8 protein-coding genes are annotated in these 14,165 nt (G+C 74.4%); 2 read left to right on the top strand and 6 right to left on the bottom strand.

Going from position 1 to position 14,165, the window contains the following annotated elements; genetic code table 11:
- Window positions 1-113: 113 nt before the first annotated feature.
- The 4 genes from KIK08_RS19285 to KIK08_RS19270 all read right to left on the bottom strand — a co-directional run bounded on the left by KIK08_RS19285 (window position 114) and on the right by KIK08_RS19270 (window position 5,134).
- A complete protein-coding gene (locus KIK08_RS19285; protein WP_308257737.1) occupies window positions 114-1,001 on the bottom strand; it encodes a carbohydrate ABC transporter permease in 888 nt (295 codons plus the stop codon).
- Between the two features lie 7 nt (window positions 1,002-1,008).
- Window positions 1,009-2,385: an ABC transporter substrate-binding protein gene (locus tag KIK08_RS19280; RefSeq protein WP_214404587.1), complete on the bottom strand. Its 1,377-nt coding sequence runs from the start codon at window positions 2,383-2,385 to the stop codon at window positions 1,009-1,011.
- Window positions 2,386-2,417: 32 nt separating this feature from the next.
- Window positions 2,418-4,040, bottom strand: coding sequence for a glycoside hydrolase family 13 protein (locus KIK08_RS19275; RefSeq protein WP_214404586.1), 1,623 nt, complete (start codon window positions 4,038-4,040; stop codon window positions 2,418-2,420).
- A gap of 92 nt (window positions 4,041-4,132) precedes the next feature.
- Window positions 4,133-5,134, bottom strand: a complete 1,002-nt coding sequence (locus tag KIK08_RS19270; RefSeq protein ID WP_214404585.1) for a LacI family DNA-binding transcriptional regulator — start codon at window positions 5,132-5,134, stop codon at window positions 4,133-4,135.
- Between the two features lie 98 nt (window positions 5,135-5,232).
- On the opposite strand from KIK08_RS19270, the gene KIK08_RS19265 reads away from it, so the two are divergent.
- Together KIK08_RS19265 and KIK08_RS19260 are read left to right on the top strand one after the other, a co-directional pair.
- On the top strand, window positions 5,233-6,207 hold the full coding sequence (locus KIK08_RS19265) for a ring-cleaving dioxygenase (RefSeq protein WP_214404584.1): 975 nt from the start codon (window positions 5,233-5,235) through the stop codon (window positions 6,205-6,207).
- Window positions 6,204-6,824 carry an alpha/beta hydrolase gene (locus KIK08_RS19260; RefSeq protein ID WP_214404583.1) on the top strand — a complete coding sequence of 207 codons (621 nt, stop codon included), beginning with the start codon at window positions 6,204-6,206 and terminating at the stop codon, window positions 6,822-6,824. Before KIK08_RS19265 ends, KIK08_RS19260 begins: the two co-directional genes overlap by 4 nt.
- A 149-nt stretch (window positions 6,825-6,973) precedes the next feature.
- Here KIK08_RS19260 and KIK08_RS41360 read toward each other — a convergent pair whose 3' ends face one another.
- Together KIK08_RS41360 and KIK08_RS19250 are read right to left on the bottom strand one after the other, a co-directional pair.
- Window positions 6,974-8,164 carry a DUF418 domain-containing protein gene (locus KIK08_RS41360; protein ID WP_214404582.1) on the bottom strand — a complete coding sequence of 397 codons (1,191 nt, stop codon included), beginning with the start codon at window positions 8,162-8,164 and terminating at the stop codon, window positions 6,974-6,976.
- A gap of 142 nt (window positions 8,165-8,306) precedes the next feature.
- On the bottom strand, window positions 8,307-13,973 hold the full coding sequence (locus KIK08_RS19250; protein WP_214404581.1) for an ATP-binding protein: 5,667 nt from the start codon (window positions 13,971-13,973) through the stop codon (window positions 8,307-8,309).
- Window positions 13,974-14,165: the final 192 nt, after the last annotated feature.

Genomic DNA, 14,165 nt, shown 5'->3' with positions numbered 1-14,165 from the left:
GTCGTCGGGCCGGGGCCGCCGGCGCCGGCGGGGGGCCGGTTCGGCCGGCGGGGGCGCGGGGGCGGGCGCGGCCGTCACCGGGCCGGGCGAAACCGCTCTGGTGGACTGCATGGTCACGACGTGCTCCAGGACCGGGTGAGCCGGAAGTAGACCGCCGAGAGCAGCGCCAGGAACACGGCCAGCATCAGGCTCAGCGCCGTCGCCGCCCCGTAGTCGCCGCCCAGGCTGGACGAGAACGCGTAGTCGTAGATCAGCAGCAGCACGGTGATCGTCGAGTTGGCCGGGCCGCCGCCGGTGAACAGGAACGGTTCCAGGAACACCTGCGAGGTGCCGATGACCTGCAGGATCAGCGTCACCAGCAGCACCCCGCGCAGCTGCGGCAGCGTGACGTGCCAGACCTTGCGCCAGATCGAGGCGCCGTCGACCTCGGCGGCGTCGTACAGCTCGGGCGGCACGGCGATCAGCGCGGCCAGGTAGATGATCACGGTGCCGCCGGCGGCGGCCCAGGTGGCCTCCAGCACCAGCGAGGGCATCGCCGTGTCCGCCGACTGCAGCCAGGCCTGCGGGGCGATGCCGAACCAGCCCAGGACGGTGTTGAACACTCCCTCGGGCCGGGGGTCGTAGAAGACCTTCCACATCAGCACGGCCACCACCGGCGGCACGACGACCGGCAGGTACGCCACCGCGCTGTAGAGCCCGCGCCAGCGCCGCACCTCGCTCATCAGCACCGCCGCCACCAGCGGGATCGGGTAGCCGAACACCAGCGCGATCAGCGCGAAGACGGCCGTGTTGCGCACCGCCGTGCCCAGCAGCGGGTCGGCGAAGACCGTCTGGAAGTTCTCCCAGCCGACGAAGACCGGCGCGGTGACCAGGTTGGTGCGCTGCACGCTCATCACCGCGGCGCGCACGATCGGCCACCAGGAGAACACCCCGAAGACCACCACCAGCGGCAGCAGGAACAGCAGGGTGCTCAGGCCACCGCGCCGGATCCACGTCAGCACGGGACGCTCAGCCGCGGTCGAGGATCGTCTGCACGTCGGCGTCGGCCTGCGCGAGCAGCGCGTCGATGTCGGCGTTCGGGTCGCTGAGCACCGCCTGCACCACCGTGTCGAGCACCGCGTACATCTCCTGGGCCTGCGCCGGCGGCTCCCCGGCCAGGTTCTGGCCGTGGATGCCCTCGGTGAACGAGCTCATCTGGGCCAGCGGCACGTTCACGTAGGGCTCGATCCACTCGTTGTACCGGGTCAGCGTGGCCTCGTCGAAGATCGGCAGCTTGGGCACGCCGACCGGCTGGTCGCTGTCGGCGAGGGTCTTGGCTTCCAGGACGGCGGCGTCCTCGCGGACGAACTTGCCCAGGTAGTAGAAGTCGATCCACTTTGTCGCCGCGGCCTGCTGCTCGGGGCCGGCCTTGACGTTCACCGCGGCCAGCGTGCCGCCGCCGAGCAGGCCGGAGTCGGCGCCGGGCGCCAGCGGCAGCACGGCCAGCCCGTAGGCGGCGGGGTCGATGCCGTTCTGCTGCTTGAGCGAGGTGTAGACGTCCGAACCGCCCATGTACATGCCGATCCGGCCGGCGGCGAACTCCTGGTTGATGGTGCTCCAGTCGTAGAGGACGTTCGCGCCCATGGAGTTGTCCTCCCAGCGCATCTGCTTGAGCCGCTGCAGGGCGGCCCTGGCGCCGGGGTTGTCGATGGTGGCGTCGACCTTGTCGCCGTTCACGGCCTGCATGCGGCCGCCGAGTGCGTAGGTCAGCGTGGTGAGCATCCAGCCGCCGGTGTTGTCCTGGGTCATCTCGGCGTAGCCGGCCTGGCCGGTGCGCTCGGCGATCTGCTTGGCGTAGGCCCGCACCTCGTCCCAGGTGGTCGGCGGCCGGTCCGGGTCGAGGCCGGCTTGCTGGAACAGCGTGCGGTTGTACTGCAGGCCGACGCCGTACGCCTCGGTCGGCAGGGCGTAGATCCGCCCGTCGGCGCCCTGCCCGGTGGCCAGCACCGCCTCGTTGAACTTGTCGAGGTAGCCGAGCGCCTCGACGTGCGGGGTGATGTCGGCCAGCTGCCCGTTCTCGACGAGGCCCGCGCCGTCGGTGAACGGCACCGTGAAGACGGTCGGCAGGGTGCCGCCGGCCAGCTGCGCGGTGAACGTCGGGCCCGTCCACTCGTACTCCTGCGAGGTGACGTCGATCGTCGGGTTCGCCGCCTCGAACTGGCGGACCTGCTCCTCGAAGGCCGCGAACGCCTCGGGCTCGCTGCCCGGCTTCAGGCTGACCACGGTGATCGCGGTCCTGCCGTCGGGCGTGGTGGTCGGTTCCCCGCCGCCGCTGCTGCACGCCGTGACGCCGGCGAGCACCAGCGCGGCGGTCACCGCCGCGACGGGTGTGCGGATGGACCTCATCGTCGTTCCTCCGTCGTGTTGCTCGGGTGCCGCTACTGGGTGGGGGCCGGGGTGCGCAGCCAGGCCGCGGTGTCGGTGGGCAGCCGGCCGTCGACGAGGTCGCCGCTGGCCAGCAGGACGTCGCCGGGCGGGAGCGCGACCGGGTCGGGGCCGAGGTTGACCACGCAGCTGAACGTGTCGCCGCGGGTGAAGGCCAGCACCGCCGGGTCGCCCGGCAGCCAGCGCATCGGGCGCCCGGGCAGCTCGGCGCGGCGGATGCGCAGCGCCGCCCGGTACAGCGCGAGCATCGAGGTGGGATCCGCGGCCTGCGCCTCGACGGTGAGCGCGGCCCACTCCGGCGGCTGCGGCAACCACGTCGGCCGGCCGTCGGGGGAGAAGCCGAACGGTGGCGCGGTGCCCGACCACGGCAGCGGCACCCGGCAGCCGTCGCGACCGGGGTCGACGCCGCCCGAGCGCAGGAACATCGGGTCGGTGCGCAGCTCGTCGTCGAGCTGCTCGTGCTCGGGCAACCCCAGCTCGTCGCCCTGGTAGACGTAGAGCGAGCCGGGTAGCGCGGCGGTCAGCATCGCGGCGGCCCTGGCCCGGCGGGTGCCCAGTGCGAGGTCGGTCGGGGTGCCGGCGCGCTTGGCGGCGAACGCGAATCCGGTCTCGGCGCGGCCGTAGCGGGTGACCGGGCGGGTGACGTCGTGGTTCGACAGCACCCAGGTCGCCGGTGCGCCGACCGGGGCGTGCGCCGCGAGCGTGGTGTCGATCGAGGCGCGCAGCTCGGCGGCGTCCCACGGGCGGGCCAGGGTGTCGAAGTTGAACGCGGTGTGCAGTTCGTCCGGGCGCAGGTAGCGGGCGAAGCGCTCGGCGTCGGGCTGCCACACCTCGCCGACCAGCAGCCGTGGTTGCGGGTAGCCATCGGCGACCGCCCGCCACGACCGGTAGATGTCGTGCAGCTCGTCGCGGTCGACGTAGGGGTGCCCGCCGGGGCCGGGCGCGGCCGGCACCTCGGGCAGCGCCGGGTCCTTCGCCGGCAGCACGGCGGAGTCGATGCGCACCCCGGCGACCCCGCGGTCGAACCAGAACCGCAGCACGGCCTCGTGCTCGGCGCGCACGTCCGGGTGCGTCCAGTTGAGGTCGGGCTGGCCCTTGCTGAACAGGTGCAGGTACCACTCGCCGGGCGTGCCGTCGGCGTTCTTGGTGCGGGTCCACGGCTCGCCGCCGAACTCCGAGACCCACCCGGTGGGCATCTCGTCGCCGCCGGGGCCGCGGCCGGGGCGGAACCAGAACCGCTCCCGCTCGGGCGAGCCGGGTTCGGCGGCCAGCGCGGCCTGGAACCACGGGTGCTGGTCGGAGACGTGGTTGGGGACGACGTCGACGATCGTGCGGATGCCCAGCGCGGCGGCGTCGGCGATCAGCGCCTCGGCGTCGGCGAGGGTGCCGAACGCGGGGTCGATGCGCCGGTAGTCGGCGACGTCGTAGCCGCCGTCGGCCATCGGCGAGGCGTACCAGGGGGTGAACCAGATGGCGTCCACGCCCAGCTCGACGAGGTGGTCCAGGCGGGCCCGCACCCCGGTGAGGTCGCCGACGCCGTCGCCGTTCCCGTCGGCGTAGCTGCGCGGGTAGATCTCGTAGATCACCGCGTCGCGCCACCACTCCCGCTCGCCCATGAGCCCCCGTCCGTCGCGCCCTGTCGTGTGGGCGGGGACGGTACGGGTGGCTAGCAGATCAGCGCAAGATTTTGACAGAAGTAGGTTCGGAATTAGTCAGAACGGACCTGCGCGGTGGACGCCCGCACCACCAGTTCGGGCTCGTAGAGCAACTCGGCGGTGCCCACCCGGCTGCCCTCGATCTGGTGCACGAGCAGGTCGACCGCGGCCCGCCCCATCGCCTCGATCGGCTGGCGGACCGTGGTCAGAGCGGGGTCGACGCAGGTCATCAGGGCCGAGTCGTCGTAGCCGATGACCGAGACGTCGCCCGGGACGCTCATCCCGCGCCGGCGCACCGCCCGGATCGCGCCGAGGGCCAGCGGGTCGCTGGCGCAGATGACGCCGGTGACGCCGCGGTCGAGCAGGCGCAGCATCGCGGCCTGGCCGCTCTCCAGCGAGAACATCGCGTGCTGGACCATCTCGGGGTCCGCGCTGCCGCCGCTCGCTGTCCGGAACGACGCAAGCTTGCGTCGGGACGGCACGTGGTCGGCGGGCCCCAGTAGGAGCCCGATCCGCCGGTGGCCCAGTGCCCTCAGGTGCCCGAACGCCTGCTCCACCGCGACCTCGTCGTCGCAGCTGACCTGCGGGAACGCCAACCCGTCGACCGCGGCGTTGACCAGTACGGTGGGCAGCTTGCGGGTGCGTAGCAGCCGGTAGTGCTCGTGCGAGGCGTCGGCCTCGGTGTAGAGCCCACCGGCGAAGATCGCCCCGGAGACCTGCTGCTGCAGCAGCAGGTCGACGTAGGCGGCCTCGCTGACCCCGCCGGCCGAGCTGGTGCACAGCAGCGCGGTGAACCCCTGCTGGGCGAGCGCACCCCCGACGACCTCGCCGAACGCCGGGAAGATGGGGTTCTGCAGCTCGGGCAGCACCAGCCCGACCAGCCGGGCGCGCTCGCCGCGCAGCCGGGTGGGGCGCTCGTAGCCGAGCACGTCGAGCGCGGTGAGCACGGCCTCGCGGGTGGCCTCGGAGACCCCCGGCTTGCCGTTGAGCACCCGGCTGACCGTCGCCTCGCTCACGCCGACCTTCTGCGCCACCACCGCGAGCCGCCTCGTCATGGGCGCAAGGGTAGCGCAAGAACTTGCGCTCCTTGACATCGACTTGCGGGCATTTCATCGAGCCCGACGGTTGATGCGGCAAATAGGCTGGGCCCACCATGACCGACATCGCGCCCAGCGGGCTGCACCACGTGACCGCGATCGCCGCCGACCCGCAGGAGAACGTCGACTTCTACACCCGCGTGCTGGGGCTGCGGCTGGTCAAGCAGACCGTCAACTTCGACTCCCCGGACACCTACCACCTCTACTACGGCGACGCCGCGGGCTCGCCGTCGACGATCCTGACGTTCTTCCCGTGGAAGGGCGTGCCGCCGGGTCGCAACGGCGCCGGGCTCACCACAGCCACCGCCTTCAGCGTCCCGCCGGAGTCGATCGGCTGGTGGCAGAACCGGCTGTCCGGGTTCGGCGTGGACGCCGACGCCCCGGTCGACCGCGACGGCGCCGAGGTGCTGACCCTGCGCGACCCGCACGGCCTGGTGATCGACCTGGTGGCCGCCCCGGGCGACGCGCGCTCCGGCTGGGACGGCGCCGCCGGCGTGCCGGCCGAGCACGCGGTGCGCGGGCTGCACTCGGTGACGCTGTCGGAGCGCCAGCTCGAACCGACCCAGCGGATGCTCTCCGAGCTGCTCGGGATGCGCCTGGACGTGGAGTCCGGCGACCGGGCCCGCTTCGCGATGGACGACGGGGGCGACGGCACCGCGGGAGCGCTGGTCGACGTGGCGGCCGAGACCCGCACCAGGGGCCTGCAGGCCGGCGGGACCGTGCACCACGTGGCGTTCCGGGCCCCGGACGGCCCCACCCAGCTGCGCTGGCGCCAGCAGTTGCTCGACGCCGGGGTGCACGTCACCGAGGTCCTCGACCGGCAGTACTTCACCTCGATCTACTTCCGCGAACCCGGCGGGGTGCTGTTCGAGATCGCCACCGACCAGCCGGGCTTCGCCGTCGACGAGCCGCTGCTGGCCCTGGGCCGGGCGCTCAAGCTGCCGCCGTGGCTGGAGCCCGACCGCGCGCAGATCGCCGCGGCGCTGCCGCCCCTGCGGCTGCCCGACGACCCCGCCCCGGCGACGTCGTGACGGCCGACCCCCTGGACCGGCCGCACGTCTGGCTGCCCGGCCCCGGTCCGACCCCGCTGCTGCTCCTGCACGGCACCGGCGGCGACGAGCACGACCTGCTGCCCCTGCGCGAGCACCTCGCCCCCAGTTCCCCGGTGCTGTCGGTGCGCGGGACGGTGCTGGAGAACGGCATGCCGCGGTTCTTCCGGCGGTTGCGCGAGGGCGTGTTCGACGAGGACGACCTGCGGGCCCGCGCCGACGAGCTGGCCGCGTTCCTCACCGCCGCCGAGGCGCGCTACGCCGTGGCCGCGGGCGCCTGGACCGCGGTCGGCTTCTCCAACGGCGCCAACATCGCCTCGGCGCTGCTGTTCGGCCGGCCCGACTCGCTGACCGCGGCGGTACTGCTGGCCGCGATGGTGCCCTACCGCGCCGGGCCGCCGGCGGGGGAGCTCGCGGGGCGACGGGTGCTGGTCTCCAACGGCAGGCGCGACCCGATGGCGACCCTCGACCAGACCAGCACACTGGTCGGCCAGCTGCGCGACCGCGGCGCGGAGGTCACCGAGCTGCCGCACGACGGCGGGCACGGCATCGACCAGAGGCTGCTGCCGCGGGTCGCCGAGTGGCTACGGGCGGGCTAGCCGCCTCCCCACCCCGCCCCCACCCCGCCCCCGCCCCCGGAGTTCAGGAAAGCCACGATGCTGCCCGCAGAGGGCAGCATCGTGGCTTTCCTGAACCGGGCGGGCGGCCGGGCCGGGCCGGGCCGGAGGGGAGGGGGAGGCGGGGCGCGTCAGGAGGTGGGGACGGGGGCGGTGCGGCGGGCGCCGTAGGTGAGCCGGCGGAGCAGCACCTCGGCGGGGCCGCGCACGCCGGTGCGGGCCGACACCGCCGCCACCACCAGGATCACCAGCCACGCCCCGGCCCCGACCAGCGCCGTCTGCCACAGGTGCGCGCCCTCGCCGAGCCCCAGCGTCCAGGCGGGCAGCAGCGCCACGAACGCCACCGATTGGGCGAGGTAGCAGCTCAGCGAGCGCTGCCCGCACGCCTGCAGCGCGCCCGTGACGGGGCCGGTGCCGCGCTCGGCCAGCCGGACGGCCAGCAGCCCGAACAGCGCCGCGTACCCGAACCCGCCCAGGTACCCGCCCAGGGCGTGCAGCGAGCCCGCCACCAGCACCGCCCACAGCGGCGGCGCCGTCCAGTACTGGGCGGCCACCAGCGCCATCGGCAGCCCGCCCAGCACGGCCGCGAGCAGGCCCGCGACGGCCACCCGGCGCAGCAGCGGCCGGTGCCGCTCCGGTGCGTCGAGCAGGCCGCGCCGGGCCGCCCACGCGCCGACGGCGACCGCCCCGAACACGCCGAGTGCCTGTACCGGCAGCCCGAACGTGACCCACTCCAGCGCGCGGGAGACCAGCGCCTGCACCGGGTCGGCCACCGTCATCGAGGTCAGGAAGGCCCGCGAGTCGCCCGCCGCCGCCAGCCCGGACCCCGCGTAGAACAGGGTCGTCAGCGCGGTCCCGATCGCGGCCACCCGCACGAGCGCCCGGTCGGAGCCGCGCACGAGCAACCCGGCCATCAGCACCGCGAGCAGCCCGTAGGCACCCACGATGTCGCCCGACCACAGCAGCGCCCCGTGCACCGCGCCGATGAGCACCATCCAGGCGCCCCGCCGCCGCACGAGCCGCACCACGGCCTCCACCGCGACACCCGCCCGCCGCCGGGTCAGCTGCACGATCCCGTAGCCGAACAGCAGCCCGAACAACGGGTACGCCCGCCCGTCGACCAGCATCACCTGCAGCAGCGCGACGACGCTGTCGACCCCCTCGACGTCGCCTGGGTAGCCGCGCGGGCCGACCGGGTGGTCGTAGGCGAACAGGTGGACGTTGGCCAGCGCGATGAGCAGCAGCATGCCGCCGCGGGCCAGATCGGGTGCGAGGGCGCGGGCCCCGATCGGTGTCGCGCCCGCGTCGGTGCCGGTGGTCATGGGTTCGACCCTAGGAAGACCGGTCCGTCCCGGGGTCCATCGTTCGACCGATACGCCCGTCCCCCACGCGACGTCGCCCCCGTGCCGGGAAAGCCACCATCAGGACGTCCGACGTCCTGATGGTGGCTTTCCCGACAACGGTTCAGCGGGTGGAGCCGGCCTTGGCCATGCCGCGCCGGACGGCGTCGATCAGGTATGGGCGCAGCCGGGTGGGCGGCACGATCTGGTCGACGGAGCCGACGCGCTGGGCGCGCTGGACGCTGTGCGCCGCGTCGAACTCGTCGGCCATCTCGCCCAGCTTCTCCGCCCGCACCCCCGGGCGCACGGTGGCCAGCTCGGCCGTCAGCCGGGCGCTCTCGGACCCGTCGCCCGCGCGGGCGGCCGCGGCGATGCCGGCCTCCAGCTCGGCGATGCGCGGGTCGGCCGCGGTGCGCTTGTTGACCTCGCCGGCGAACACCACCGCGGCGGCGGGGGCGCCGCCGAGCACCGAGGCGTAGGACCCCTCGACGGCGGCGATCTCCATGTTGTCGTTCAGCGTGCCGGAGAACACCACGAACGCCCCGCCGTGGTAGCGGCTGACCACGCAGAACACGATCGGGCCGTCGAAGTTGACGACCGCCCGGCCGATCTCGGCGCCGTACTCCAGCTGCAGCTGGCGCAGCGACTCCGGCGAGCCGTCGAAGCCCGACAGGTTGGCCAGCACCACCAGCGGGCGGTTGCCGCTGGCCGCGTTGATCGCCCGGGCGGTCTTCTTCGACGACTTCGGGAACAGCGTGCCGGCGGTGAACGTGGTCGGGCCGTCCACCGGGACCGGGCCGCGGCGGGGCAGCGGGCGCGACTCGATGCCCAGCAGGGCCACCGGGTGCCCGCCCAGGTGGGCGTCGAGCACGACCACGCCCTCGGCGTCGATCATGTCCACCCAGCGCTCCAGCGTCGGGTGGTCGGAGTCGGCGACCGCGGCCAGCACCGAGCGGATGTCGAACGGCTTCTTGCGCCCCGGGTTGGCCGTGAACACCTCGCCGACCGTGGTGAAGTCGCAGCCCGGGCCGCTGTGCGGGGAGTCGGAGACGTCGCGCTCGACGGGGTCGGTGCTCGGGGCCGGGCGCGGGAAGCGCTCCCCGGGCGCGCGGTACGTGTGCTCGTAGTGGGCCAGGAGCACGTCGACCGCGCCCGCCAGGTCGGGCGCCCAGTACTGCGCCTGCCCGTTCGGGCCCATGATCCGGTCGTGGCCGCCGATGCCGAAGTTGTCCTCGGCGCTCACCCCGCCGGAGTAGTCCAGCGACTGCTTGCCGGTGAGCACCATGGCGCTGTCGGGCGTCATCACGAGGATGCCCTTGGTGTGCATCAGCATCGTGGCCTCGGCGTTCCAGTACGGCTGGGCGCCCACGTTGATCCCGGTGACGACGATGTTCATCTCGCCGCCGTCCTGGGTGAACTCGACGATCCCGCGCAGCACCCGGGAGATCCAGTCCATGTTCTCGGTCCCGGAGTCCATCGCGATCTTCGCGCCGGCCGACACCGCGAACCACTCGATCGGCGCGTCGAGGCGGCGGGCCAGCGCGATCGCGGCCAGCACGATCCGGCACTCCGGCTCGGCCAGCGCACCCAGCGCCCTGGTCGGGTCGCCGATCAGCACGACCCGGGTCATGCCCTCCGGGTAGCGCTCGGTCGCCGTGGTCACCGTGCCCAGCACGATGTTGGCCGTGTTGCCGCCCGGCGCCCTCTCGACCGGCACCGGGGCGCCCGCCGCGTCGACGTCGTACTCGGTGAACGCGCCCTGCGCGCCGCCCCGGTCGGGGTTGCGCAGCAGCATCGGCACCAGCTCGTAGGGGTAGACCGCGCCGCGGCGGCGGGCCCGGATCACCTTCTGCGCGTAGGCGTCCAGCTCGCGCAGCGGCTGCGTGGGCGGTTCGGTGACGCGCACCGTCAACCCGGCGCCCGGCGGGCGCGACATCCGCAGCATGTACTGGGCGGGCTCCGCGCCCTGGTCGGCGGAGCGGAACTGCACCAGCACCTGCTCCAGGCCCAGCCCCAGCGTCCGCGGGGCGAGCACCCGCACCACGGAGTCCATCTCCTCCAGCGGCACGTCGACGACCGGCCAGACGTAGAGCAGCACCCGGTTCCAGTCGAGCTTGGCGTCGTCGCGGTCGGCGGCGCGGGCCGCGCGCAGCGCCTCCAGGCAGGAGTCCAGCACGTGCTCCAGCTGGGGCAGGGCGCGGATGCGGCCGTCGTCGCCGCGCAGGACGGTCAGGTCGCGCACGTCCGACAGCACGATCAGGCGCTTGTCGGCCGGCACCGCGCGGCCCACCGCCCGGAACAGGTGCACGTCGACCGGGGACGGCAGCCGGGTCAGCTCGAACCCGTCCAGCCGCCACAGGCCCAGCCGCTCGGCGACCATCGGGTGCAGGCCGCGCAGCGTGCGGTCCTCCACGGGGCGGCGGTCGTTCGGCGAGGAGCCGGCCCCCGCCGCGGAACCGGCCGGGACGAAGGTGAACCACGCCGAGCGCTCGTCGCCGCCGGGGCGGCGCACCGCCACCGCGACCCGGGTCAGCCGCTCGGGCAGCGGGCCGAGCATCGCCCGGATCTTCTCCGCCGACCGCTCGGCGTCGGCGTCGGGCGCCTCGCCCGCGATGACGTAGAGGTCGAGCACCGCGACCTTGCCGTCGGGCAGCTGCGAGATGATCCGCCGCAGGTCGCCCTGCACGGACATCGGGTCGCCCCACGCCGGGGCGTCCGGGGCGGTGTGCACCGTGGTGGCCAGCACGACGATGTCGCGGCCGTCGTGCGAGTAGTCGGCGGTGAGCAGCGGGCGGCCGCCGCGGTCCTGCACCGTCGCGTCGGTGAGCGAGCGCACCCGGTAGTAGCGCCGGGTCATCACCTCCAGCATCGCCGCGTGGTGCCGTTCGCCGAACACGCCCAGGATCGGCTCGGCCGCGGCGACGATCCGGTCGATCTGCACCGAGCGCTCGGCCGGGTCGTCGGAGAGCCGATCGAGCTCCTCGCGCACCCGGGCCTGGCCGCGCGCCCGCTCGTCGGCGATCAGCGGGGCGTCGAAGCACGTGTAGCGCACCCGCCGGGCCAACGTGCCGATCACCGGGTGGCGCAGCTGGGTGGCGGTGACGAGCCGGTCGAGCATCGCCTGGTAGGCCTCGCGGGCCGCGGGCGGCAGCGAGTCGGGGTGGGTGAGCCGCCACTGCAGCAGCTCCAGCACCACCGGCACCTGCGACGACGCCCGCCGGTGGGCCAGGAACATCCGGTACAGGGCGGTGCTGAGCTGGTCGGAGGGCTCCAGGTCGGGCACGCCGTAGTTGGCCAGCGCCCGGCGCAGCTTCTCCCGGAACGACTCCGGCAGCCCCTCGGCGTCGGCGTCGCGGGAGCGCAGGTAGGCGTAGAGGTACTCCTGCGGGTTGCGGGCCTCCTCGCCGGCCGGGTCGACCGGCTGCGTCTCGTCCTCGGGGCCGCGCCGGTTGCGCGACAGGGCGCACATGTCGGCGAAGATGCGCAGCACCGCGGTCTCGCCGGCCAGCACGGCCGGGTCGTCGGCGGGCAGCGCCTCCCGGGCGGCCCGCAGCGCCGCCAGCAGCGGCCGGGCGTCGCGCTCGTCGACGTCGTAGCCCAGCACCAGGTAGCGCAGCGAGGTGAGCGCGTCGGCGGCGACGTCGGCGGCGGCCTCCCCGGTGGCCGGCGGGCTGGCCAGCCCGGACAGGTCGGCGCGCTTGCCGGCGGGGCCGGCGGCCGAGTCGGCGTCGGGCTCCAGGCGCACCAGCTTCGTGCCGCCCTCGACCTGGGTGTTCGCCGCGACCAGCACCTCGCGCACCCGGCCGGAGACCGGCGCGCGCAGCGCCGTCTCCAGCTTCATGCTCTCCACGATCGCCACCACGTCGCCCGCGGCGACCTGGTCGCCCTCGGCGACCGGCAGCGCCACCACCATCGCCGGCGCCGGAGCCCGGACCAGGCCGGCCTCCCCACCGGAGATCCGGTGCACGGCCCCGTCGACCTCGATGAGGTAGTCCGACGAGTTGCCGTGCGGCGGGACCGCCAGCACCGCGAACGACTCCGGGCCGCGCTCGGTCTGCACCGTCAGCCTGCGCTCGACGTGGCCGGTGCGCTCGGCGTCGACGTCGACGACGACCCCGTCGAGCTCGACGCGGTAGCGCCCGCCGCGGATCTGCGCGACCCGCAGCCGGTACGACTCGCCCGCCACCCGGACGTCGACCTGGTGCCAGGCGTCGTGCCCGACCTCGGGGCGCCCGCGCTCGGCCGAGGCGAACAGCCGCTGGCGCTGGCGGGCGACGTGCGCGTCCTGCGCCTCCACGGCCGTGGCCAGCAGCGCGACGTCGAGCCGCTGCGGCGGGGCGTAGCCCGCGGCCATCATGGTGTCGAGCCAGGTGGTGTCGGTCTCGCCGGAGAGGATCTCCGGGCGGTCGAGCAGGTCGAGCAGGAACGCCTTGTTGGTGGTGCCGCCGTCGATCACGGCAGCGGTCTGGCGCAGCGCCCGGGAGAGCCGGGCCCTGGCCTCGGCCCGGTCGCGGCCCCACGCGATCACCTTGGCGATCATCGAGTCGAACTGCGGCGGGATCAGGTCGCCCGTGGCGACGCCGGTGTCCACGCGGACGCCGGGCCCGCTGGGCAGCGCCAGGTGCTCGATGCGGCCCGGGGCGGGGGCGAAGTCCTGCTCGGGGTCCTCTGCGGTCAGCCGGGCCTCGATGGCGTGCCCGCGCGGGCGCGGGGCGCCGCCGTCGGGGTCGGCCGCGCCGGAGTCGGCCAGCCGCCCGCCCATCGCCACGTGCAGCTGCAGCTTGACGATGTCGACGCCGGTCGTGGCCTCGGTGACCGGGTGCTCCACCTGCAGCCGGGTGTTGACCTCCAGGAACGACAGCAGCCGCTCCTTGGGCTCGTAGAGGAACTCCACGGTGCCGGCGTTGACGTAGCCGGCGGCGCGGGCGAGGTCGGCGGCCGACTCGCGCAGCAGCTTCTCCTGCTCGGCGTCCAGCGCCGTGGACGCCGACTCCTCGATGACCTTCTGGTTGCGCCGCTGCACCGAGCAGTCGCGCACGCCCAGCGTCCACACGTCGCCGCTCGCGTCGGCGACGACCTGGACCTCGACGTGGCGCCCGCCGCGGATGGCCCGCTCCAGGAACACCGTGGCGTCGCCCGCGGTCTTGGCCGCCTCCGACCCGGCCCGCTCGAACGCCTCGGCCAGCTGGTCGGGGGAGTCGACGCGGCGGATGCCGCGCCCACCGCCGCCCGCGGTGGCCTTGACCATCAGCGGGTAGCCGATCCGCTCGGCGTGCTCGCGGGCGGCGTCGACGTCGGCGACCGCGCCGCCGCTCCACGCGGCCAGCGGCACGCCGACCCGCTCGGCCAGCTCCTTGGCCGCGATCTTGTCGCCGAGCCGCTCCATCACCTCCGGCGACGGCCCGATGAACACGACCCCGATGTCGCGGCACAGGCGCGCGAAGTCGGCCCGCTCCGACACGAAGCCCCACCCCGGCCACACCGCCTCGGCGCGGGCCGCCTTCAGTCCCCGCTCCAGCTCGGCGAGGTCGAGGTAGGGGCTGGCGGCGAAGGCCTGGTCCGGGTCGTCCGGGCCGATCAGCACGGCCTCGTCGGCCTCCCGCACGAACATCGCGTGCCGGTCGACCGCCGTGTAGATCGCGATCGTGCGCAGCGGGGGCCGGCCGGCCGCCCGCAGCGCCGACCCCGGCGAGGCGATCTCGGCGTTCCACTCCCGCACCGCGTTGATCAGCCGCATCGCCGGTTCACCCCGGTTCACGATGGCGACTCGCTGGAACGACTGCACCGTCACGACCTGATCACTCCCATTGCTGGTGGCGCGCCTCCCGATCCGGTCCCGCACTGCGTCGACTCCGATGGAGTCGACTCTGCACCGATCCGGTGCACCCGACCGCAGGACCGTAGCCGCGCGGGCGGCCACCACTGAACTAGAGGCCACCCGGTCGCACAACCCGCGTCCGGGCGACGGAGGTGTTCCCCCGGT

Source organism: Pseudonocardia lacus, assembly GCF_018531445.1.
In the GTDB taxonomy this organism is placed as follows: domain Bacteria; phylum Actinomycetota; class Actinomycetes; order Mycobacteriales; family Pseudonocardiaceae; genus Pseudonocardia; species Pseudonocardia lacus.
The sequence above is the reverse complement of the archived record's forward strand: the minus strand, read 5'-3'. Positions and strand labels throughout refer to the sequence as shown.